Annotated in this window: 21 protein-coding genes; 13 read left to right on the forward strand and 8 right to left on the reverse strand. The window is 69.1% G+C overall.

Annotation, left to right across the window (positions count from 1 at the left end):
• Window positions 1–33: 33 nt before the first annotated feature.
• Window positions 34–1044, forward strand: a complete 1011-nt coding sequence (locus ACXJ3V_RS08690) for an Lrp/AsnC family transcriptional regulator (protein WP_457099891.1) — start codon at window positions 34–36, stop codon at window positions 1042–1044.
• 16 nt (window positions 1045–1060) lie between these two features.
• On the opposite strand, the gene ACXJ3V_RS08695 is transcribed toward ACXJ3V_RS08690, so the two are convergent.
• Entirely contained in the window at window positions 1061–2548 is a 1488-nt protein-coding gene (locus tag ACXJ3V_RS08695; protein WP_457099892.1) for an aminotransferase class I/II-fold pyridoxal phosphate-dependent enzyme, read from the reverse strand.
• A gap of 74 nt (window positions 2549–2622) precedes the next feature.
• On the opposite strand from ACXJ3V_RS08695, the gene ACXJ3V_RS08700 reads away from it, so the two are divergent.
• Window positions 2623–3528 carry a LysR family transcriptional regulator gene (locus ACXJ3V_RS08700; protein ID WP_457099893.1) on the forward strand — a complete coding sequence of 302 codons (906 nt, stop codon included), beginning with the start codon at window positions 2623–2625 and terminating at the stop codon, window positions 3526–3528.
• A gap of 30 nt (window positions 3529–3558) precedes the next feature.
• Here the strand turns inward: ACXJ3V_RS08700 and ACXJ3V_RS08705 are convergent, their stop codons facing one another.
• Window positions 3559–5277, reverse strand: a complete 1719-nt coding sequence (locus ACXJ3V_RS08705) for an amidase (protein ID WP_457099894.1) — start codon at window positions 5275–5277, stop codon at window positions 3559–3561.
• A gap of 124 nt (window positions 5278–5401) precedes the next feature.
• Between ACXJ3V_RS08705 and ACXJ3V_RS08710 the strand changes: the two genes are divergently transcribed.
• The 3 genes from ACXJ3V_RS08710 to ACXJ3V_RS08720 all read left to right on the forward strand — a co-directional run bounded on the left by ACXJ3V_RS08710 (window position 5402) and on the right by ACXJ3V_RS08720 (window position 8100).
• Window positions 5402–6376, forward strand: a complete 975-nt coding sequence (locus ACXJ3V_RS08710) for a LacI family DNA-binding transcriptional regulator (RefSeq protein WP_457099895.1) — start codon at window positions 5402–5404, stop codon at window positions 6374–6376.
• Between the two features lie 76 nt (window positions 6377–6452).
• Window positions 6453–7685, forward strand: coding sequence for an MFS transporter (locus ACXJ3V_RS08715; protein ID WP_457099896.1), 1233 nt, complete (start codon window positions 6453–6455; stop codon window positions 7683–7685).
• Between the two features lie 55 nt (window positions 7686–7740).
• The gene (locus ACXJ3V_RS08720) at window positions 7741–8100 is read left to right on the forward strand and encodes a TIGR02611 family protein (protein WP_457099897.1); all 360 of its coding nucleotides are present in this window, start codon (window positions 7741–7743) and stop codon (window positions 8098–8100) included.
• A 54-nt stretch (window positions 8101–8154) separates the two neighbouring features.
• Here the strand turns inward: ACXJ3V_RS08720 and ACXJ3V_RS08725 are convergent, their stop codons facing one another.
• Window positions 8155–8331: a DUF3073 domain-containing protein gene (locus tag ACXJ3V_RS08725; RefSeq protein ID WP_457099898.1), complete on the reverse strand. Its 177-nt coding sequence runs from the start codon at window positions 8329–8331 to the stop codon at window positions 8155–8157.
• 173 nt (window positions 8332–8504) lie between these two features.
• Here ACXJ3V_RS08725 and ACXJ3V_RS08730 point away from each other — a divergent pair, with 173 nt between their 5' ends.
• Window positions 8505–9047: a universal stress protein gene (locus ACXJ3V_RS08730; RefSeq protein ID WP_457099976.1), complete on the forward strand. Its 543-nt coding sequence runs from the start codon at window positions 8505–8507 to the stop codon at window positions 9045–9047.
• Window positions 9048–9087: 40 nt separating this feature from the next.
• On the opposite strand, the gene ACXJ3V_RS08735 is transcribed toward ACXJ3V_RS08730, so the two are convergent.
• Together ACXJ3V_RS08735 and ACXJ3V_RS08740 are read right to left on the reverse strand one after the other, a co-directional pair.
• Complete coding sequence (locus ACXJ3V_RS08735; RefSeq protein WP_457099899.1) at window positions 9088–9726, reverse strand: PadR family transcriptional regulator; 639 nt, start codon at window positions 9724–9726, stop codon at window positions 9088–9090.
• The gene (locus ACXJ3V_RS08740; protein WP_457099900.1) at window positions 9726–10583 is read right to left on the reverse strand and encodes a DUF4097 family beta strand repeat-containing protein; all 858 of its coding nucleotides are present in this window, start codon (window positions 10581–10583) and stop codon (window positions 9726–9728) included. The genes ACXJ3V_RS08735 and ACXJ3V_RS08740 overlap by 1 nt, the downstream gene beginning before the upstream one ends.
• A 148-nt stretch (window positions 10584–10731) precedes the next feature.
• On the opposite strand from ACXJ3V_RS08740, the gene ACXJ3V_RS08745 reads away from it, so the two are divergent.
• On the forward strand, window positions 10732–11490 hold the full coding sequence (locus tag ACXJ3V_RS08745) for a MerR family transcriptional regulator (RefSeq protein ID WP_457099901.1): 759 nt from the start codon (window positions 10732–10734) through the stop codon (window positions 11488–11490).
• 80 nt (window positions 11491–11570) lie between these two features.
• Here ACXJ3V_RS08745 and ACXJ3V_RS08750 read toward each other — a convergent pair whose 3' ends face one another.
• Complete coding sequence (locus ACXJ3V_RS08750) at window positions 11571–11735, reverse strand: hypothetical protein (protein ID WP_457099902.1); 165 nt, start codon at window positions 11733–11735, stop codon at window positions 11571–11573.
• A gap of 263 nt (window positions 11736–11998) precedes the next feature.
• Here ACXJ3V_RS08750 and ACXJ3V_RS08755 point away from each other — a divergent pair, with 263 nt between their 5' ends.
• The 5 genes from ACXJ3V_RS08755 (at window position 11999) to ACXJ3V_RS08775 (ending at window position 17460) form a co-directional block, all read left to right on the forward strand.
• Window positions 11999–12268, forward strand: a complete 270-nt coding sequence (locus ACXJ3V_RS08755; RefSeq protein ID WP_457099903.1) for a DUF7218 family protein — start codon at window positions 11999–12001, stop codon at window positions 12266–12268.
• Complete coding sequence (locus ACXJ3V_RS08760; RefSeq protein WP_457099904.1) at window positions 12265–13245, forward strand: DNA topoisomerase IB; 981 nt, start codon at window positions 12265–12267, stop codon at window positions 13243–13245. The genes ACXJ3V_RS08755 and ACXJ3V_RS08760 overlap by 4 nt, the downstream gene beginning before the upstream one ends.
• A gap of 82 nt (window positions 13246–13327) precedes the next feature.
• The gene (locus ACXJ3V_RS08765; RefSeq protein ID WP_457099905.1) at window positions 13328–13750 is read left to right on the forward strand and encodes a fluoride efflux transporter FluC; all 423 of its coding nucleotides are present in this window, start codon (window positions 13328–13330) and stop codon (window positions 13748–13750) included.
• Entirely contained in the window at window positions 13747–14139 is a 393-nt protein-coding gene (locus ACXJ3V_RS08770; RefSeq protein WP_457099906.1) for a fluoride efflux transporter FluC, read from the forward strand. The genes ACXJ3V_RS08765 and ACXJ3V_RS08770 overlap by 4 nt, the downstream gene beginning before the upstream one ends.
• Before the next feature lie 99 nt (window positions 14140–14238).
• Window positions 14239–17460: an efflux RND transporter permease subunit gene (locus tag ACXJ3V_RS08775; protein WP_457099907.1), complete on the forward strand. Its 3222-nt coding sequence runs from the start codon at window positions 14239–14241 to the stop codon at window positions 17458–17460.
• Window positions 17461–17519: 59 nt separating this feature from the next.
• Here the strand turns inward: ACXJ3V_RS08775 and ACXJ3V_RS08780 are convergent, their stop codons facing one another.
• A complete protein-coding gene (locus ACXJ3V_RS08780; RefSeq protein WP_457099908.1) occupies window positions 17520–18623 on the reverse strand; it encodes a hypothetical protein in 1104 nt (367 codons plus the stop codon).
• Between the two features lie 28 nt (window positions 18624–18651).
• Window positions 18652–19587 carry an aldose 1-epimerase family protein gene (locus ACXJ3V_RS08785; protein WP_457099909.1) on the reverse strand — a complete coding sequence of 312 codons (936 nt, stop codon included), beginning with the start codon at window positions 19585–19587 and terminating at the stop codon, window positions 18652–18654.
• A gap of 331 nt (window positions 19588–19918) precedes the next feature.
• On the opposite strand from ACXJ3V_RS08785, the gene ACXJ3V_RS08790 reads away from it, so the two are divergent.
• Complete coding sequence (locus ACXJ3V_RS08790) at window positions 19919–22093, forward strand: DEAD/DEAH box helicase (protein WP_457099910.1); 2175 nt, start codon at window positions 19919–19921, stop codon at window positions 22091–22093.
• Window positions 22094–22154 lie beyond the last annotated feature (61 nt).

A 22154-nucleotide genomic window follows, 5' to 3' on the forward strand; every position in this document is an offset into this window, starting at 1 on the left:
CGCTGGTTTCTTTCACCGATGGAGGTGTGCGCGATGGATCCGAGCGCAGCCATCGTCGACGAGGTGGATCTGAAGCTGATCCATCTGCTTCAGGTCGCTCCTCGCGTCAGCTGGGCGACTGCCGGTGAGATCCTCGGCCTGTCACCTTCGGCCGTGTCGGCGCGGTGGTCCCGGCTCTCGGAGCACGGCATCGCGTGGCTGGTCGCCTACCCCGCGATGAGCCACCGCAACGGAGTCACCGCGCTCGTCGACGTGAGCTGCACCCCCAAGCATCGTGCGCGGCTGGCGGAATGGATGCGCGACGATCCCCGGGTGCTGACGATCCTCGCAAACCCCGGTCCGAGCGACTTCCTCACCACCGTGCGCTTCCCCAGCCTCACGGACCTCGGCGGCTTCGTGTTCGACGAGTTGAGTCAGCGACGCGGCGTCACCGACACGCGCACCCGCGTCATCACGGAACTCTATGCCGAGGGATCGGATTGGCGGCCGGGTGCCCTCGACGCTCGTGAGCGCGCGCTCACGGCCGCGGGCGGAAAGCCGCCGACCGAGCGATCAGTGCCCCTCCCCGAGGAGGTCAAGACCGCCATGATGCGCCTGCTCGTCATCAATCCGCGGATTTCCGCCGCCGAGGTCGCCCGGCTGCTCGAGCTCACACCCGCGACCGCGGGACGCTATCTCACCCAGCTGCTCACGAGCGGCGAGATCATCCTCCGGTGCGATACGTGCGCGGCCGTGTCGGGCTGGCCCATCGAATGCACCTGGCTGACCAGCGTGCGCCCCGCGGAGCTGCCGGCCGTGAGCACGCAGCTGCGCACGCTGCCGCAGCTGCGGCTGTGCGTCAGTGTGACCGGTGACGCCAATCTGATCTTCACCACGACGAGTCGATCGATGGAGGAGTTCCGGCGCCTGGAGACGTGGATGGGCTCGACCATGCCCTCGCTCGAGGTGCGCCAGAGCCTCATCAACCTCCGCACGATCAAGCGCATGGGGCACATGCTGGACGCGCGCGGGTACGGCACGGGGAGGGTCGTCTCGCCGCTGTGAGCGAGACCCCGAAGTGTCACGCGACGACGCGGAACTGATCCAGTCTGGGGTCGACGGCACCCCGGACGAACCCGGATGGTGCCGCGCCCATCGCGCGCAGGTACGCGACGACGTCGGCGGTGAGCATCTCGCCCGGGAGGACATTCGGGATGCCGGGAGGGTAGGCCGCGAGCGAATCCGCAGAGACCCGGCCGACAGCATTCTCGGCCGTGACGAGCTCGGTCGGCGCGAAGAAGCCTTCGTGCACGCTGAGCACGCGGGGGCCAGGATCCGGCAGTGCCAGGGTGGCCGGGGGGGACTGGTGCAGGATCGGGAGGTTCTCCAACGCGTTGAGCAGGCGGTCGGGGTCGGTGGGTGAGCTCGCGCCGATCATGATCACCAGCGCGGCGGGGGTGGCGAGCTCGGCGTAGATCCCGTGCTCGGCGATGAGAAGGTGCTGGGCTTCGTTGCCCGTGATTCCGGCCTCGCGGACATCGACGACCACCTTCAGGGGGTCGGTCGCAACTGTGTCGGGACTCAGCCGGAGGTCGACGTCTGCATCGCGGAAGCGGCTGCTGGCGGACAAGCCGGCTCGGATGCGGCTCGCGGATTCGAGTGCCTGCGCGATCGCATCCGGGCGGGTGACGAGGTGATGCCGGGTGAGGTCGAGCGACGCGAGGAGGATCGCGCTGCAGCTGGTGGATTGATAGGAGCGCACGGTGCGGTCGACGATCGGTTCCAGGCGCTCAGCGTGCGGGCCGTCGCCCAGGTGCAGCATCGCCGACTGGGTGAGGGACCCGGCCCCCTTGTGCGTGCTGGAGACGACGAGGTCGGCACCTGCCCTGAGTGCGTTGTCCGGCAACCCCGGGTGCATCCCGAAGTGCGCGCCCCACGCCTCGTCCACGATCAGCGGGACGGAGTGGGCGTGCGCGACGCGAGCGATCGCGGCGACATCGGCAACCGTGCCGAAGTAGCTCGGGCTGACGATGACGACGGCGGCGGCTCCGGGGGTGTCGCTCAAGGCCTGTTCGATCTGAGCGGCCGTGAGTCCGAGCGCGGCCCCGAGTCCCCGGTGGACGGCGGGCTGGACGAAGTGGGGTTCGAGGCTCGCGTGGCAGATGCCGTCGATGACACTGGAGTGCACACTGCGCTGCACGATGACGGTCGGGCCGAGCGCACGAGCGACCATGGTCGCAATGTGGTTGCCTCCCGAGGCGCCGTTCGTGAGGAACCATGTGCGGCGTGCGCCCCATGCCTCGGCGGCCAGCGCCTGTGCCTGACTGAGCGGCGAGGCGTGACCCGGCGCTGAGGCCTGCCACGATTGCTGGTCGATGTTCACGACGCTCATCGGGAAGTCCATCGCGAGGATCTCACTGCCGAAGAGCTCCGCGATGCCGGGCGCGTTGGCGGCGGCGCCCTGGTGAGCGGGCACATGCAGCCGCTGCCAGTCTCGCGCTGCCAGCGACCGGAGGGCGTCCGCATACGGCGTCCTCTGCTGGGTGCTCAGGTCCTTTATGTTCGGCACGCACTCCAGAGTATTGACGTGGTGACTCTGAGGGAATATCAGGAACTATGGGGAAGCGTCATACAATGTATTCCATGCTTCAGCCGCAGCAGCTGCGTGTCCTGCTGGCGATCCGAGACGAGCGGTCCCTTACCCGGGCCGGAAACGCGCTGGGCTACGGGGTTCCGACCATCGCGCACCATCTGAAGGCACTCGAGCGCCAGGTCGCCGCCTCGCTCGTCGAACGCGATCGCCGTGGGGCCCGCCTGACGCCGCTCGGCGAGGCGCTGGCCACCGAGGCGGAGCAGATCCTGGCCCGGCTGGCGCAAGCCGAACGCCTGGTGGCGGCACAACGCGACGCCGGCCTCAGCACGCTCAGGGTGGGAACCTTCGCGTCGGTGGGCTCGCGGATGCTCCCGGCCACGATCCGGGAACTGCGGGCCACCGCGTCGGTACGGGTGGAGGTCGTCGAAGCCGAGCCGACCGACGTCGTGCGAATGCTGCGCGAGGGCGAGGTGCACGCGGGACTGATCTACGATTCCGCCGGTGACCCGGCCTTCACCTCCGCGGACCTCGATCTCACGGTCCTGCTCGAAGAGCGGTACGGCATTCTCGTCGCAGCTTCCAGCGAGCTGGCGCAGTCAAGAGTCCTGGACTTCTCACGGCTCGCCGACGTCGACTGGGTGTGCAGCCGGAACGAGAGCGAAGCGTCGGATCGTGTGCTGCGCCGGGTGTGTCGCTCCGTCGGCTTCGATCCCCGGGTGCTGATGCGCACCGACGATCTGAACATGATCCACGGGCTGGTCGGCGAGGCACTGGGTTGCACGCTGACCACCGAAGCCGCCGTCGATCGGCGCTTTCCCGTTGTCCTGCGCCCGGCGGTCCAGGATCTCGGATACCGCAGAACGTCGTTCGTCTGCCGCCGAGGGGCCGTGCCCGCGGTGGTGCGGCAACTGCGCGATCTCCTTGTCGCACGGACCTCGGGCCCGTCTGCCGGCTAGCCGAGGCTGCGGGTGATCACCGGGCGGGGGTCACAGTGCGGGCGTTCGCGGAGGTGCGGTGCGGCGCGGCTGCAGTGCTTCGAAGGCGGCAGCGAACCGGAGCAGAGCCACGTCATCGTGAGCGCGCCCGGCGAACGTCAATCCGACCGGCATCCCGATATCGCTCATCGTGCCCATCGGAACGGTCACCGTCGGGATGCCGAGATGGCGGATCGCGAGGTTGCCGTTGGCGACCCACACGCCGTTGCGCCACCCGATGTCGGCGGACTCGGGGTTCACGTCCATGTCCGCCGGCGCGACATCCGCCACGGTCGGCATGACCACCGCATCCAGCTCGTTCCGCCGCATCCAGTCGTCGAGGTCGACGTGCCGCGTCGCGTCCAGGCCCCGCAGCCCATCCGGCAGGCGATCCATATCGTCGAGTCTCGCGTCCGGGTGCTCGCGAACCCAATCGGGATACACGGCGATGTCGTCGTCGAAGCCGGTGTATCGGTCGGGAAGGGCGCCCGTCGGCGGGGGGAAGATCGTCGCGCCGTCGACGGCCGCCAGCGTGTTCAGCGCCGGGTCGCCGTTGAGCCGCAGGAACGTGTCCCACGCCCATGCGCACAGGTCAAGGATCTCCTGCTTCAGGTACTCGGGTGACACCAAGCCGCGGGCGGCGATCGTCGGCGCGCCGGGGCGGTCGCCCTCGTAGTTGGAGACCACCGGGAAGTCCACTTCGACCACAGTGGCGCCCGCGGCCTCGAGCGCGGCGCGAGCCTGCTCCCACTGATCGATGATGGACGGGCGCGTCGCGATGCGCTGACCTGTCGGGCCGCCGATCCCAGGGTTCGGTCCGGTGCCTGCCTCCGCGTCGCGGTTGATGTACATCCGCGGGACCCCGAAGCGCTTCCCGCCCAGTGCGGCGCTCGCCTCGGCCCGGTCATCGATGGCGAGCGCCGGATAGGACGCCGGGCGCTGCGCAGAGGTGGCCGGAATCTCGATCCAGGGCTGCGACCGCCAGAAGTCCCCGGCCGGCTGCTCGTCGTCGGTGACGATGATGTCGAGCACTTCGAGCAGGTCTCGCATGGTGCGCGCGTGCGGCACCGGCACATCCTGCGTGGGGACCAGCGGCCACAGCCCACGACACGAAATGAGACCACGCGTCGGCGTGTAGGCGCAGAGTGCGTTGTTCGAGGCGGGACCGCGCCCGCTGGACCAGGTCTCGGATCCGAGACCGAACGCCGCGAAGCTGGCGGCGGTGGCGGTGCCCGAACCGTTCGACGAGCCCGATCCGAACGGGGCGGTGAGGTAGGCAGGGTTATACGGGCTCTCGGCCCGGCCGTACACACCGCGTTGCATCCCGCCGTTGGCCATCGGCGGCATGTTCGTCAAGCCGATGCAGATGGCGCCGGCGGCGCGCAGGCGCTCGATGATGAAGGCATCGTGCTGTGCCACCAACGCCGCGAAGGCGGGACTGCCTGCCGTAGCCGTGAGGCCCTTCACGAGAAAGCTGTCCTTCGCGGTGTAGGGGATGCCGTCGAGGGGGCCGAACTCTTCGCCACGCGCGCGCCGTTCGTCGGACGCCGCGGCTTCCGCGTCTGCGTCCGGGTTGAGGACGACCACCGCGTTGAGCGCGGTCGGCGTCCCGCTCTTGTCGTACGCGTCGATGCGCGCCTGGTACGCGCGCAGGAGTGCCACCGCCGTCGTGGCTCCGGACTCCAGCGCGGCGCGCAAGTCGCTGATGGATGCTTCGACGACGTCAATCATGTCGCTTCCTTACGAGTGTGGTCGCGCGCAGCGCGTGGGGATTGCGGAATCGATCCCGCATCCGCGAGTGTAGGAGAACCCGAGCGATCCTGCAACGAATCTCGGCATCTATGATGAGGGCGCCATGAGCCAGCAGCCAGTGACCCTCCTCGATGTGGCCCGCGCGGCCGAAGTCTCGCGCACCACCGCCTCCGCCGCGCTCAGTGGCTCGGGACGGATCTCAGTCTCGACCCGCGACCGGGTGCGCGCCGTCGCCGAGAGCCTGGGATACCGCGCCAACGTCGTCGCCAGACACCTCCGTCGGGGCAGGAGCGGGGTGCTCGGGGTCTACCTGCCGCATCGAGTCGGGCTCCTCGAGTACTACATGCGGTTCGTGTTCGGTGCCGCCCAGGCCGCCCGGGAGGCGGGCTGCTCCCTGACGATCCTCGCTGCCGGACGTGATGATGAGGTGCGTCTCGACGCGGTGGACGGCGTGCTCCTCGTGGACCCGCTGTCGGACGACCCGCATGTGGCTGACCTCGTACGCAGCGGCCTGCCCATCATCTCGAGTGAGCGGCTGCTGTCAGAGGACGGCGGGTCGATCGTCGTCGTCGAGCCGGATCATCGCGAGGCGGTCGGCCTGCTCCTCGACCACCTCGAAAGCCGAGGCGCACACCGCCCCGCGTTCCTGGGCGCCGGCACCAACTCATCGTGGGGATTGCGCACCGCCGAGGCTTACACCGGCTGGTGCGAAGCGCGGGGGGTTCCGACGACGGTGCGCCATACCGCCTTCACCGCCGACCCCGCGGAAGTGGCGCGGGCAGCGGTGGAGCTGCTGGACGCCGCCTCGCCGCCGGACGCGATCGTCAGCGTGCCCGATGGCGCCGCCCTGGCCGTGCTCGATGTCCTCCGCGAGCGCCGCGCATCCGTTCTGCTCTGTGCGGCGACCGACAGCACGCCATACCGCTACGTCACGCCGGGGATCACCGCCCTCGATCACCACCCCGATCAGCTCGGCCGCATGTGCGCTGAGCTGCTCGTGAACTGGGTCGACCTCGATGTGCCTCCCGCGGTTCCGTCGCGGGCGGCCGTGGAGCTGGTGGTCCGCGCCTCGACGTGACGCCGGGCGCGGCTGCGGCGACCGACTCGATCGTGCGGGGGACCACCTCGAAAGAGCTCACCCCTAGGCTCGAAAGGTGAGCTCCGCACCGGCACGTCCGTTATGGCAGGGCCGGGCACTCGCCGTGGTCGGCATCGTCCTGTTCGCCTTCTCGCTGCGGTCGGCTGTGGCATCCCTCTCTCCGGTGCTCGACCACATTCAGGCGGACTTCCCGGTGCCGCCCGCGATCGTGGGACTGATCGGCTCGGCGCCGCCGGTCTGCTACGCCATCTTCGGCCTGCTCACGCCGCGACTGGAGCGTCGGTTCGGCCTCGAGCGGCTGGCGGTGGCGGCGATGGTCGTCGCCGTGATCGGCATGTCCGCACGCGGACTGGCCGTCGATGCCTGGACCCTGCTCGGGTCGACGGCAGTGATCTTCGCGGCCGTCGGCGTCGGCAATGTGCTGCTCCCGCCGCTCGTGAAGAAGTACTTCCCCGATCGAATCGGCCTGATGACCACGATCTACTCGACGACGATGGCCGTCGCGTCGTTCGGGCCGCCGCTCGTCGCCGTCCCCATCGCCGACACGGCCGGCTGGCGGCTCTCGCTCGGCATGTGGGCGGTCTTCGCGGTGCTCGCGATCATCCCGTGGGTGATGCTGCTGGTGCGCGAACGCGCCGGCGCGAGTGCCGAGGACATCGAGACGGCCAACCCCCGCGTGTTCGGCAGGCTGTGGCGGCTTCCACTCGTCTGGGCGCTCACGATCTCGTTCTCGGTGTCGGGCACCATCGCATACACGTCGTTCGCGTGGCTGCCGACGCTGCTCATCGACACGGCCKGGGTCACGCCGGCTCAGGCAGGGCAGCTCCTTTCGCTCTTCGCCGCGATGGGTCTGCCGGCATCCCTCGCCGTTCCGCTCCTCGTCTCGCGCTACAACGCGGTGCGACTGCTGTTCGCGATCGCGGTCACGGCGGGCTTCGCGGGCATCGCGGGCCTGCTGTTCGCCCCAGCGGCTGCCCCCTGGCTCTGGGTGGTGCTCGTGGGAATTGCGCCCCTGCTGTTCCCGCTCACTCTGGTGCTGATCGGCCTCCGCTCGCGGACGCACGAGGGTGCCGTAGCCCTGAGCGGCTTCGTGCAGAGCATCGGCTACAGCATCGTCGCCCTGTTCCCGGTGGGCATCGGCATCATCCACGGCCTCACCGACTCATGGACCCTGCCGCTGTGGATCATCGCCGGCGTGATCGCGGTGGCGATCCCGGCCAGTTTCGTCGTGGCGCGACCGCACACCCTCGAGGACGAATGGGAGTCCCGGCACGGCCCCTGGTCGTGATTCAGTCCGCCGCAACTCCCAGGAAGATCACGATATATCGTGTTAGCGTCGGAGGATGCCGAACCCGACCGATCTCGAAGGCGCAGTCAGCGCCGAGATCACGGCCGCGGAGCAGCCCGATCGGCCGGTCGTGCGGATGATGGCGCGAATGCGCGCCTGGGTCGCGGAGCACCCGCGCTTCAACCTGGCCTATCGCATCACAGTCGGCGTCGTGGGTGGGGCATTGACTCTGGCCGGACTCCTGCTGCTGGCGCTGCCCGGCCCCGGCTGGCTCACCGTATTCCTGGGGCTGGGGATCCTCGGCACCGAGTTCCACTGGGCTCGGCGCATCTCCGGCTGGCTCAAACGGCAGCTCGCGAAGTTCTGGGCGTGGTGGAACGCGCGTCGCGCGCGCAAGAAGGCGGCCGCGGCGTAACGCCGGGCGCGCAAGAAGAGCGCCGGAGCGACTGTCGCCTGATCGAAGAGGCTGCTACGCCTTCTCGTCCTCGTACTCGTCGGCGTATTGATCTGCCCACTTGTCGACGTAGGCATCCTCGTCGGGGTGGCCCAGTTCCTTTTCGAGCGCGGTGTAGTTCACGCTCGGGCTGTAGGACTTGAGTTCGCGCGCGATCTTGGTGTGCTTTGCCTTCTGACGGCCACGACCCATGCGAGACCCCCTCATTTTTAAGAGCCGCGGGCTTCTGTGCGCGGGCATCCCGCAGTATGTAGCCCGGGCAGTCACGATCCGGCTGGAAGCCGGTAAGAGTAGCATTCAGAATAACACGGAGCTTCCGGTGGCCGGCGGCTCCCATACCGGCGCGAAAAGGGGCGATGGCGCTTATGGCCGACGAGGCATCCGAATCCATCGACGCAGAAGCTGCCGCAGATGCCGCCGCTCATGGCGCCGTCATCGTCGGGGTCATCCCGGAGCAGCCCACCCGGGTGCTCAAGGAGGCGGCGCGCTACGCGCGGCTGTTCGGCGCCCCCCTGCTGATCGCCCACGTCGACGTGACGCGCTTCGTGACCTATGAAGATCCCGACGGGTACGTGCACTCGGCGCCCATCGACATGAACCTCACCGGGGGCGAAGCCGACCTGTCGGCCGTGACGACCACGGCGACCGCGGTCCTCGACGGGTCGGGGATCACCTGGAGCATCCGTCAGCTCGTCGGCGATCCCGCTCTGGCGATGAAGCACCTCGCCGACGACGTGGATGCGCGGCTCATCGTGGTGGGCACCCGCCGCCGCGGGATCGGCGAGTCGATCCGCGAGTTCTTCACCGGCTCGGTGGCGGCGCGCCTTGCGCACCGGCAGCAGCGCCCCATCCTGGTCGTCCCGCTGGGTGAGCCCATCACGGACGACGAGGAGATCTGGCCGGCCTGATCCGCCGGCGAGACCCCCTCGCGTCGAAGTCGTCTGCGGGTCAGCGCAGGGCGCGCGTGACCGCCCGTGCGGCAGTGTCCAGCGCACCCTCGAGATCGTCGATGACGGATGCCGCGAGCCCGCCGCCGCGGGCGACGTGCGTGCGCAGATCACTGCGCACCCGCGCCCGGAACTCCGCCACCACAGACTCGGCGCGGTGCAGCTGGTCTCGGCTCAGCACACGGGGGTCGTCCGCAGCCGGGGCGCCTGAGGTGTAGGTGGCCTCGGTCCGGGTGGTTCCGGTGCGACCGGCCCGCTCGTCCTGTGCGGCGGCGGCGAGGTCGGCGCGCAGGCTCTTCATGGCGTCGCGCACGCTGCCGCGCACTTCGTCGGCGATGAGCCGCACCGAATCGGCGAGGCCGGCCTCGATGCCCTGGAGCTCACCCGCGCGCGCTTCGACCTCGGCGTGCCCGGCCGCGGTGATCGCGTAGACCGTCTTGCGTCCGTCCACCGACTTGCTGACGAGACCCTCTTCTTCGAGCTTCGCCAGGCGCGGGTAGATCGTGCCCGCGCTGGGTGTGTAAGTGCCCCCGGTGCGATCGGAGAGCGCCTGCATGATGTCGTAGCCGTGCCGTGGGCCCTCGTCGAGGAGATTGAGCAGGTACAGGCGCAGATCGCCGTGGGAGAAGACGGGGGTCATCACCACTCCTCCTCTTCGTCGTTCGCAGCGTCCGGCGCGGGGACCGGGGTGCGACGCAGCACAGTGAGGTTGCCCGAGACCGAGTTGGCCCGGACGTCGACGAAGCGCCCGCTCAGCTCGCCGATCGAGCCGGCGTAGTTGGTGGTGAATCCGCTCATGCCGGAGCGCACGACACCGTCGACCTGCAGTCGACCGCTGACGCTGTGCACCACGTAGTTGGCGGGGAGACCCTCGTCGAGGCGGACCGTGCCGCTGCCGCTGATCGTGTTCAGGCTGACCGAGCTCACTTCTCCGGTGGAATCCACGAGGATCGAGCCCGATACGGTGTCGATCGTCGCCTTGCGCAGGGCGCCGGTCGCTGCGACGTCGCCGGACACGCTGTTGGCGCTCAGGGCGCCGGCCAGCTCGCGGATCTGCACGTCGCCCGAGACGGCGTTCACCGAGATGTCGCCGATCAGGCTGTCGGCGATGATGTCGCCCGACACGGTGTTGAGTCGGACGTCGCTGCGGATGCCCGAGACCAGCGCGCTGGCCGATACGACGCCGAGGGTGAGCGCGACATCGCGGGGGACGGCGACGCTGATCTCGCTCTTCGGCCCGCCCGACCCGAAGTTCTTGAACACTTCGAGGAAGTTGTCCCAGCGCAGCTGGGGGTGGTCGATCTCGACGACATCGCCGGTGACCTCGATGCGGAGGTCCTTGCCGGTGACGCTGTGCACTTCGATGCGCGCGCCGGGCTCGTCGTGTGCGACCACGTCGATCTGGCCGCCGACCAGGCTGACCTTGAGCTTGCGGACGGTCTCGATGTCGATGACGCGCGTCTCACCTGGTTGGATGATCCACTTTTCGAGGGTCATGGGAGTACTCCTGGGGTTGATGACTGAGTTCGCGATATATCGCGTATCCAGAGCATAACACGATATATCGCGAGTTAGTCAAGAGGGAGAGCTTGACCTTGACGCGACGTCAACCTTTACCGTGGACAGAGAGGACAGGAGGAAGCACATGGAGTGGTCGATCCAGCAGATCGCGAAGATCACCGGCACGACGAGCCGCACGCTGCGGCACTACGACGACATCGGGCTGCTGCCCCCGTCGAGTGTGGGTGGCAACGGCTACCGCCGCTATGACGGCACGGCTCTGGTGCGTCTGCAGCGGATCCTGCTGCTGCGCGACCTCGGCCTCGGCCTGCCGCAGATCGCCGAGGTGATCGACCGCGAGACCTCCGAGGAGCGCGCCCTCGAGGGTCACCTCGCCTGGCTGCGACAGGAGCAGGACCGGCTGGCACGGCAGATCGTGTCGGTCGAATCGACGATCACGACATTGAAGGGAGGTGAACGACTGATGGCAGAGAACATGTTCGACGGCTTCGATCACACGCAGCACCAGGACGAAGTCGAACAGCGCTGGGGAAAGAAGGCCTACGCCGACAGCGACCGCTGGTGGCGGGGGATGGATGCCGCGCAGAAGGCGGCGTGGAAGTCCCGTGTCGAGCTGCTCGGCAAGGACTGGGTCTCGGCGGCCGAGCGGGGGATCGACCCGGCCGGCGATGAAGCGCAGGCGCTCGCGCAGCGGCACGTCGATTGGCTGACCGGCATCCCCGGCACGCCGGCGGGAACACCGGGTGGGGATCTCAAGGGATACCTGCTCGGCCTCGGCGAGATGTATGTCGCGGACCCGCGCTTCGCGCAGAACTACGGCGGCCAGGATGGCGCCGAGTTCGTGCGGGACGCGTTGCAGGCGTACGCCGCCGCGCACCTGTAGCGGTTCGAGCACACAAAAGCCGAGAGGGCAGAAGCGCGTTTGGGGTCGCGCTTCTGCCCTCTCGGGGGCTCAGGCTGGGGTCAGACGCGGTTTCGGCCGCCGATGACCCGGAAGAGGAAGACGATCAGCGCGATGACGGCAGCGATGATCGCAACCCACAGCAGCCAGCTCAGGGCCGAGTTCAGCCCGCCGATGATGGCGAGGACGACGGCCACGACGATGATGATGATCAGCGCGATATTCACGGGAGTTCTCCTTCTCAGTCGGCCGTTCGTGGCGAGGTGCCTAGGTCCGACGTGAGACTCAACGTTCGCATCGGCCCCCGCAGACGGGCAGGGGCTTGACGACCGCCGGTCAGTGGGCTAACCGCCGCCGCCGCTCGAACCGACCCCGGAGTGCGCTCTGCACGGGATAGCGACCGCACGATCGAGTGTCAATCCCCTGCACTCGCGGGTCCCTTCCCGCCTACCCTCGCCCGTGTAGCGAACAGCGCACGCAGGAGGATGCCATGCCGAAAGGGCGCGGATCGAGCAGTCTGAAGGACCCCGAGCTGTACGAGGAGCTGCGCGACGACGGAGCGTCGAAGGAGAAGGCCGCCCGCATCTCGAACGCCGCGGCCCGCGACGGACGAGCTGCTGTCGGCCGCCGCGGCGGCGAATCCGGAGACTATGAGGACTGGACGGTCGAGCGGCTCCGCACGCGGGCCAAGGAGATCGGCCTCCGCGGCTACTCGGGCAAGCGGAAGGCCGAGCTGATCGCCATGCTCCGCAGCCATTGAGCCCCACGGAGCACAGACGCGCACGGCTCGTCCGGGTCAGCCCCAACGACGACCCGGGCCTTCGCCGGGTGCGAGCGGGGTCGGGATTCCGCTATCTCGCACCCGACGGTTCGCCCGCATCACGTCGTGACCGGGAACGGATCCACGCGCTGGTGATCCCGCCCGCGTGGGTGGACGTGTGGATCGCGGCGGATCCGCTCGCGCACATCCAGGCGGTGGGAACGGATGCCGCGGGCCGCCGCCAATACCTCTACCACCCGCGGTGGCGGCAGCGCCGAGACCGCGGCAAGTACGCGCGGGCGCTCGCGCTCGCCGAGGCCCTGCCGGCGGCGCGCCGGCGGGTGACGGTCGCCCTCCGCGGCACCGGCCTCGAAAAGGACCGGGTGCTCGCGGTCGCCTTCCGGCTTCTCGACTCCGCGGCTCCTCGGGTCGGCTCGTCAAGATACCTGGAGCGCCACGGCAGTCGCGGTCTGACCACGCTGCAGCGCGGGGATGCCGCGGTCGAGGCATCCGTCGTCACGCTGTCCTTTCCGGCCAAGAGCGGGCAGCGCGCACGGCTCGAGATCGACGATCCGGATCTCGCGGCGGCGATCGCCGACCTCGCTGTCGGGCACCCCCGTTTGCCGCTCCTGTCGTACCTCGACGGGCGCCGCCGCGTCCCGCTCACGCCCGCGGAGGTGAACGCGCACGTGCACGCGCTCACCGGAGGAGCCTTCACCGCGAAAGACTTCCGCACCCTGCGGGGCACGATCCTCGCCGCCGAGGCGCTGGCGCGGATCGGCCCGGCGGAAACCTCGACGGATCGAAGTCAGGCGGCGCGGCTCGCGGCCCGTGCGACGGCGGCCGCCCTCGGCAACACCGCGGTGGTGGCACGCGCCAGCTACATCGACCCGCGCATCTTCACGAAATACGCCCGGGGAGAGCTTCTCGATCTCACCGTGGCTCCCGAGACGGCGATTCGGCGACTGCTGGGGTGAAAGCGGGGCGCTGAGGCAACGCTGTGCCGCGCGCACGGCGATGATGCCGGGGAACATGCCTCGGCCGCCATATGGTGAGGGCATGCCGGTCCGGATCGATGCGCGCACGCTCGGTCTCGTCGTCGTGGGCGGGATGGTGGGGGTCGCCGCGCGCGCGGCGCTCGTCGTGCCGCTCGGCGCCGGCATCCATCCGCTGGTCGTCCCGGCGGTCACGCTGGCGATCAATGTCGTCGGGTCGTTCCTGCTCGGCGTGGTCGTCGGCCGGATCGACGACCGGCGGCCGCGCCTTCGGGCGTTCCTCGTCACGGGGGTGCTCGGCGGCTTCACGACCTACAGCGCCTTCGCGGTGCAGGTCGTCGAGGTGGGCGGCGCCGCCCCCGTCGTCGGCCTGATCCTCGCCGCCGTGTCGATCTTCGGCGGCGTGCTCGCCGCGGCGATCGGGCTCAGGGTCGGCGGCGGTCCGGCCGCCCGCCAGGAAGCAGTCGCTCCGGAGGCGGCGGAATGACCGGCTGGGTGCTGTTCGCCGTCACGGCGGCCGCCGGCGGGCTCGGGGCAGGCCTGCGCTACATCGTCGATGTCGCGGTCATGCGCGGACGGAGAGGCGCGTTCCCGCTCGGCATCCTGATCGTGAATGTGACCGGTGCGCTGGCGCTCGGGATCGTCACGGGGCTCGGCAGCGCGATCGGCGGGGACATCGCGACCATCATCGGCGTCGGGGCCCTCGGCGGGTACACGACCTTCAGCACGGTCTCGGGCGAGACGGTGCTCCTCGGCCGACGCGGCCGACGCGACTGGGCCTGGGCCAACCTCATCGGCACGCTCGTCGCCGCGGTGCTCGCCGCCGGACTCGGACTCACCCTCGGCCGTCTCGTCGCCGGGTTTCTGCCGTCCTGAATCTCCATGGGATACTGACCCCGATACATTCACGTATCGACGCCTCTCCGGGTTCTCCGGATGAGACGGAGCAAGCCCGAAATCACAGCGAAGGCCCCCGTGTCGAACCTCGCCATTCTGAGCCTCAAGAACCGCGCGCTCATCGCCCTCATCACGATTGTGGCCGCCGTCTTCGGTGGGATCGCGCTGACCAGCCTCAAGCAGGAGCTCATCCCCTCGATCGAGTTCCCGCAGCTCTCGATCGTCACCACTTACCCGGGCGCGTCGCCCGAAGTCGTCAGCAACGACGTGTCCGCGCCGATCGAATCGGCCATCCAGGGGATCCCCGGACTCGAGACGACGAGCGCGACCAGCACGACGAACGCGTCGATCATCCAGGCGTCGTTCACGTACGGCACCGACCTGACGACCGCCGAGCAGAAGATCACGCAGGCGATCAACCGCATCAAGAGCCAGCTGCCCGACAGCGTCGAGCCGAACGTGGTCTCGTTCAGCTTCGACGACCTGCCCGTCATCCAGCTCGCCGTCTCGGGCTATGACGACGAGGAGACGATCCAGGCGCAGCTCGAGGCATCCGTCATTCCCGATCTCGAGAAGATCGAGGGCGTCAGCAGCGCCGGCGTCGTCGGCGGCCGTGGCCAGCGGGTCACCATCACGCCGGACCCGGAGAAGCTCGCCGAGGCCGGATACACCCAGCAGGCGATCTCGGACGCCCTGTCGCAGAACGGCGTGCTGTTCCCGGGCGGAACCGTCACCGAGAACGACCAGACCCTCACGGTGCAGACCGGCACGAAGCTGACGTCCTCCGAGGACATCGCGGCGCTGCCCCTGGTGCCCTCCACCCCGGCTCAGGCCCAGGCCGGCGCCGTGACGATCGCGGATGTCGCCGCCGTTGCGCAGGAGCAGGACCCGGTCACCTCGATCTCGCGGGTGAACGGCGAGCCGGCCCTCACGATCGCCGTGACGAAGCTCCCCTCCGCCAACACGGTCGACGTCTCGCGCGCGGTCACCGCAGCGCTCCCCGACCTGCAGGACTCGATCGGCTCCGGCTCCGAGTTCATCGTCGTCTTCGACCAGGCCCCGTACATCCAGCAGTCGATCGAGTCGCTGGCACAGGAGGGCATGCTCGGCCTGCTCTTCGCCGTGCTCGTCATCCTGCTGTTCCTGCTGTCGGTGCGTGCCACCCTGGTGACGGCGATCTCGATCCCGACGAGCGTGCTGATCACCTTCATCGGCATCCAGGCGTTCGGGTACTCGCTCAACATCCTGACTCTCGGCGCGCTCACGATCGCCATCGGCCGCGTGGTCGACGACTCGATCGTCGTCATCGAGAACATCAAGCGGCATTACGTCGGCGACGCGGACAAGCTCGACTCCATCAAGCGCGCCGTGCGCGAGGTGGCCTCGGCCGTCACCGCCTCCACCATCACGACCGTCGCCGTGTTCCTGCCGATCGCCTTCGTGGGCGATGTCACCGGCGAGCTCTTCCGGCCGTTCGCGATGACCGTCACGATCGCCATGACCGCCTCACTCCTGGTCGCGCTCACGATCGTCCCGGTGCTCGCCTACTGGTTCCTCAAGCCCGGCAAGCCGCTGCTCGACGCGAACGGGGCGGAGGTCRACCCGGAGGATCCCGAGGCTCCGCCGACGCGCCTGCAGAAGGCCTATATCCCGATCCTGCACTGGACCTTGAAGCACTCCTGGATCACGCTCGGCCTCGCCGTGCTGGTGCTCGTCGGCACGATCGCCGTGTCGCCGCTCATGAAGACCAACTTCCTCGGCGACTCGGGGCAGAACACCTTCACGGTGACGCAGCAGGTCGGGCCCGCGGCAAGCCTCGAGGCGGAGGATGCCGCGGCCAAGAAGGTCGAGGACGCGCTGCTGTCCGTCGACGGCGTCAAGACCGTGCAGACCTCGATCGGCTCGAGCGGATCGGCACTGCGAGACGCGTTCAGCGGGGGCGGCGGAGGTGTCACGTACTCGGTGACCACCGATCCCGACGTCGACCAGGTCGCCGTCCGCGAGGACGTACAGGATGCGCTGGCGGATCTCGAGGACGTCGGCGAGGTCGCGGTCGCGTCCGGCGGCGGCGGGTTCGGCTCGACCGACATCCAGATCGATGTCACCGCTCCCGACCAGGCGACCCTCGAGGAGGCCACCACTGCGGTCGTCGACGCCGTGTCCGATGCGGACGGGATCGGACAGGTCACCAGCAACCTCGCGGCCTCCCTCCCGTATGTCGCCGTCACGGTCGACAAGGATGCCGCAGCGGAGCTCGGCCTGTCGGAGGTCGCGATCGGCGCACTCGTCAACAACACGATGCAGCCCCGCTCGATCGGCACCGTCGAGATCGACGAGTCGTCGCTCACGGTCTATCTCGCGGTCTCCGACCCGCCGACGACGATCGAGGCGCTGCAGGATCTGAAGATTCCGAGCGCGGCGGGTCTGATCCCGCTCTCGGAGATCGCCACGGTCGAGCAGACGGAGGGTCCGACCTCGATCACCTCGCAGGGCGGCCAGCGCACCTCCACCGTGACGGCGACGCCGTCGACGGACAACCTGAGCACCGCATCGGCGGCGGTCACAACGGCACTCGCCGATGTGGAGCTGCCCACCGGGGCGGATGCCGCCCTCGGCGGTGTCGTCACGCAGCAGTCGGACGCGTTCACGCAGCTCGGGCTCGCACTGCTCGCGGCGATCCTGATCGTCTACATCGTGATGGTGGCCACCTTCAAGTCGCTGCGTCAGCCGCTGCTGCTGCTGATCTCGGTGCCGTTCGCGGCCACCGGCGCCATCCTGCTGCAGATCATCACCGGCGTGCCGCTCGGCGTCGCTTCGCTCATCGGCGTGCTGATGCTGATCGGCATCGTGGTCACGAACGCGATCGTGCTCGTGGACCTCGTGAACCAGTACCGCGACAAGGGCCTCACCACCCACGACGCGACGATGGCCGGAGGCGCGCGACGCCTGCGTCCGATCCTCATGACCGCGCTCGCGACGATCTTCGCGCTCACCCCGATGGCGCTGGGCATCACGGGTCACGGCGGGTTCATCTCGCAGCCGCTCGCGATCGTCGTGATCGGCGGTCTGATCTCGTCGACCGTGCTCACGCTGCTGGTGCTGCCGACCCTCTACAACCTCGTCGAGGGTGCCAAGGAGCGTCGCGCCGAGCGACGCGCCGGGGGAGCGGATGCCGTGGCCGCCGGAGGCGGGGACGACCCGGATGCCGGAGGCCCGGCTGACGGCGAAGCGCAGGCGCTCACCCCGTCGGCGCCGGTGAAGCAGACCCGCCGGTCCCGCAAGGACCCCGTCGAGGCCTGATCCTCACGAAATGTCGAAAGCCCGGTGCGTCACGTGACGCACCGGGCTTTCGGCATCTGTCACTGCTGCGACGCGATGCGCTGGGCGGTCACTCCGAGGAACCGGATGAACGTGGCGATCCAGGCGAACACGAGAGCGAAGACGATGATCTCGAATGCGGTGAGTCCGAAGTAGGTGCTCACGAAGAGCGCGACCGAGAGCACGGTCGCAGCGAGGAAGCCCCAAGACGTGACGAAGAAGGTGCGCGGCATCCCCTTGAAGAGTCTCGGAGCGGCGATCAGCAGGCTCGCGTACACGATCGCCATGCCGGTCGCCGAGAGGTTGTGGATCGCCAGGTTCACGTCCACCGGCACGAGACCGACCCCGGCGAGCATGATGCCCATCACCACGAACAGGACAGACACCGTCCGCGGGCTCTTCGTATTGCCGAGCAGCCCGCGGTCGACCAGCACCCGCATGTCGTTGCCGACGTAGACGGCGAAGGTCGTGACCAGCAATCCGCCGGCGATCAGCGTGCCGTTGAAGACGACGCTCGAGATGGAGTCGAAGGTGCCGAGCTGACTGAAGTGCAGCAGCCACCAATCCGGATCGGTGGTGGTCACCATCGAGGTGAGCACGCCGATCAGCACGAACGCCATCAGCAGCGACGACATGCGCTGCGTCGTCATCCGCGATGAGGACGTGTAGGTGAGGTGCCCGGCGAGGCCGAGGGTGATGGCCAACAGTGTGGCCGACCAGAACGGCACCATCGTCAGTCCGATGAAGGCCAGTCCGAGCACGTAATAGAGCGCGAGCGTCGCGAGCATCGCCAGGATCGTGTGGACCACGACCACCGAGATCGTGTTGACCGTGAACTTCCACGGCGCAAGGGTGAGCCGCCACTCCTGTCCGGCGGAGTGCCGCGAGCGCCAGTAGCCGACGCCGGTGGAGGCGGCGGCGACGACCCCGGCCGATACGGCGGCGAGCTGGCCGAATGAGCCATCGCCCGAAAGGGGGAGGCTCGGCCAGACGTAGGCCGAGACCAGCCCGATGATGAGGCCGAGGATGCCGCTGGCCGCGCCGGTCGACAGCCCTTCGGACATGACCCTCAGAGAGGGCGCGGGGGCTCCCTGCGGCGATGCAGCGGAGGCGGGGTGATCGACCGTGTCGACGGGTTCGGGCATAGCGGAATTGTAAGCTCGCCCAACGCCATCAAGGGCGAGCGGCGTCCGCGTCTTCGAACAGCAGTCCCCACCGCAGTTCCCACGTCTCGCCGGGGGTGAGCCAGCGCAGTCCGAGCCCGGAGTTCAGCGCCTCGCCTGGTGCGGTCATCGGCTCGATCGCGATCGAGAGGGGCTGCCCAGGGTAGCGGTCGGTGGTGAAGACCTGGAGGTAGTCGAAACCCTCCCCCTGCCAGAGGGTGAGCCGGCGTCCGTCCGGCGCCGTCAGGCTCGTCCGCACCAGACCGTCGACGTCGCGTGCGAGCGAACTGTAGGCCATGTCGAGATCGACGTCGCCCACCCGGCGCCCGCCGCGAAGGTCGGTCGCGGCATCCACCGGTCCCTGTGAGACCGGGATCTTCTGGTCGTCGAAGAAGAAGCGCGTCGCACCGGACCCCCGCACCTCGAGGTCGGCGGTCGCCACGTCGCCGATGCACAGGTAGGGGTGGGTGCCGAGCGCCACCGGAGCGTCCGACGCGCCGACGTTCGTGATCCGGTGCGTCGCGGTGAGGGCCATGCCGCTGACGGCATAGGTCACCTCGGTGTCGAGCTGGAAGGGATACCCGGTCTGCGGGAACACCGTCGCGGCAAGGGAGACGGATGCCTCGTCCTGGGCGATCGCGGTGTACGCGCCGAAGCGGAGCAGGCCATGCGACGCATTGCCGGTCTGGGGCTCCGTGATGGCAAGTTGACGCGTCTCGCCCCGCTGGGTCCAGAGCCCGCCGCGCACGCGACCAGGCCAGGGCACGAGCACCACGCCGGAGGCGGCCGGCGCCGGGGTGCCGAGCGGGTATCGCGGGACGAGATCCACGCCGTCGACGGTGAAGCCGCGCAGCGAGGCGCCGACCTGGGTGATCGACGCGGTGGCGGGCCCGTCCGGGCTGCGCAGCTCGAACTGGGTGCCGGTGGGGTCGGCGGTGCTGTTCATGTCGGCCTCTCCGGGTCGGGTGCGTGCCGGCCCACGCACCATTGTGGTGCTCCGATGTGTCGCGCGCATTGCGACCGGGCGGTGCCTGGCGGGTGACCTCTCAGGTTGGACCGGTAAGGTTCTAAGGTCGGCTCTGGACACTGCGCTGTGCGCAGATGGGTTTGTGAGTCCAAGGGGCCGATGGTGGGAGCGAATCCGCTCCGACGACCATCAGTGAATGGCCCCCGGCCGACGACAGTCCGGGTTACTCCGTGCCGCTTGTGCGGCCGCGCAGCTGTGCGCGTTTCGAGGAGTGCTGTTCTCACGCAGAACAACCCAGAAGGACACCACCATGCCTAAGAGCAAGAAGCCTGCCGGCGGACGCCCGGCCAAGAACTTCGAGCCCCGCTACGGCGCGAAGACCAGCTACCAGGACCGCAAGCGACGCCCCGAAGGCGAGGCCGCCGCCCGCGGACCGCAGAAGCCCGGCAGCAAGAGCCCCGGTCACCGCGGCTACCGCGCCGACGCGCCCGAGGCCCCGGCCAAGAAGCGCTGGAACGCGTCGGATCGCGCAGGCCGCGACGAGGCCCGCAGCATCCGCACCCACTCCGCGAGCGACCGTCCCGCGCGCTCCTACGACGACCGCCCCGCGCGCTCCTACGACGACCGCCCCGCGCGTTCGTACGACAACCGCCCCCCGCGGTCGAACGACGACCGCCCCGCGCGTTCGTACGATCGCCCGGTTCGCCAGTCGGGCGATGCCCGTCCGGCGCGGGACTTCGGCACCCGCCCGCCGCGTTCCTACGACGATCGCCCGGCGCGTTCGTACGACAACCGTCCCCCGCGTTCGAACGACGATCGCCCGGGGCGTTCGTACGACAGCCGTCCGCCGCGTTCCTACGACGATCGCCCGGGGCGTTCGTACGACAGCCGTCCGCCGCGTTCGAACGATGACCGCCCGGCGCGTTCGTACGACAGCCGTCCGCCGCGTTCGAACGATGACCGTCCGGCGCGTTCGTACAGCGACCGTCCGGCTCGTTCGTACGACAGCCGCCCGCCGCGTTCGAACGATGACCGTCCGGCGCGTTCGTACAGCGACCGCCCGGCCCGTTCGTACGACAGCCGTCCGCCGCGTTCGAACGATGACCGCCCCGCGCGTTCGTACAGCGACCGCCCGGCCCGTTCCTACGACGACCGCCCGCGCCGCGACTCCGCGCCGCAGGCGAATCGCTCGGACTGGAACTCCAAGCCCGAGCGCTCCGCAGCTCAGGAGCAGCACGTCGATGTCGTGCACGAGCGCCTGCAGGCTGAGGCCGTTCAAGCCGAGAACGTCACCGGCACCGGCTTCGGTGACCTGGGCCTCGGCGACAACATCGTCCGCGCCCTCGCCGATCTGGGTGCTCCGACGCCTTTCGCGATCCAGGCCGCGACGATCCCGCCGATCATCGAGGGCAAGGACGTGCTCGCCCGTGGTCGGACCGGCTCGGGCAAGACCATCGCGTTCGGCGCACCTCTCGTCGAGAACGTCCTGCGCTCGCAGGCCGGCCAGCGCCGCGAGTTCGGCCGCAAGCCCAAGGCACTGATCCTCGCGCCGACGCGCGAGCTGGCGCTGCAGATCGACCGCACGATCCAGCCGATCGCCCGCAGCGTGGGCCTGTTCACCACGCAGATCTACGGCGGCGTGCCGCAGGCCCGCCAGGTCGGTGCGCTCCATAAGGGCGTCGACATCATCATCGGCACCCCCGGGCGCATCGAAGACCTCGTGCAGCAGCGCAAGCTCGACCTCTCCGAGGTGCAGGTCGTCGTGATCGACGAGGCCGACCACATGTGCGAGCTCGGGTTCCTCGAGCCCGTCCAGCGGATCCTCCGCCTCACCGCCGACGGCAGCCAGAAGCTCCTCTTCTCGGCGACGCTCGACCGCGAGGTTGCGTCGCTGGTCGACGAGTTCCTCGTCGAGCCGGCCGTCTACGAGGTCGCTGGTGAAGACCAGGACTCGGGCACGATCGAGCACCGCGTGCTCGTCATCGACCAGCGCGACAAGGCTGAGATCCTCACCTCGCTCGTCGACCGCGACGGCAAGACCCTGGTCTTCGCCCGCACTCGTGCGTTCGCCGAGATGCTCGCCGAGCAGTTCGACGACGCAGGTATCCCCGCGCTCGCCCTGCACGGCGACCTCAACCAGGCCAAGCGCACGCGCAACCTGGAGCGGCTCACCTCTGGTCGGGTAAATGTGCTCGTGGCGACGGATGTCGCGGCACGCGGCATCCATGTCGATGACATCAGCCTCGTCGTCCAGGCCGACCCGCCGGACGAGTACAAGACCTACCTGCACCGCTCGGGCCGCACCGGCCGCGCCGGGGCGAGTGGTCGTGTCGTGACGCTCGTGACTCGCCAGCGTCGCCGCCGCATGACCGAGATGCTGCAGCGGGCCGAGATTGAGGCGCCGTTCGACGACGTGCGCGTCGGCGACGACCTGATCGACGAGCTCGCCGGACGCCAGGCGTCCGTCGCGGAGATCACGGCGTAGCCTTCGGACGACTCGAATCGCGCCGGTCCCCTTCGGGGATCGGCGCGTTTCGCTTTTCCTG

It is taken from the genome of Microbacterium sp. P5_E9 (assembly GCF_054049175.1).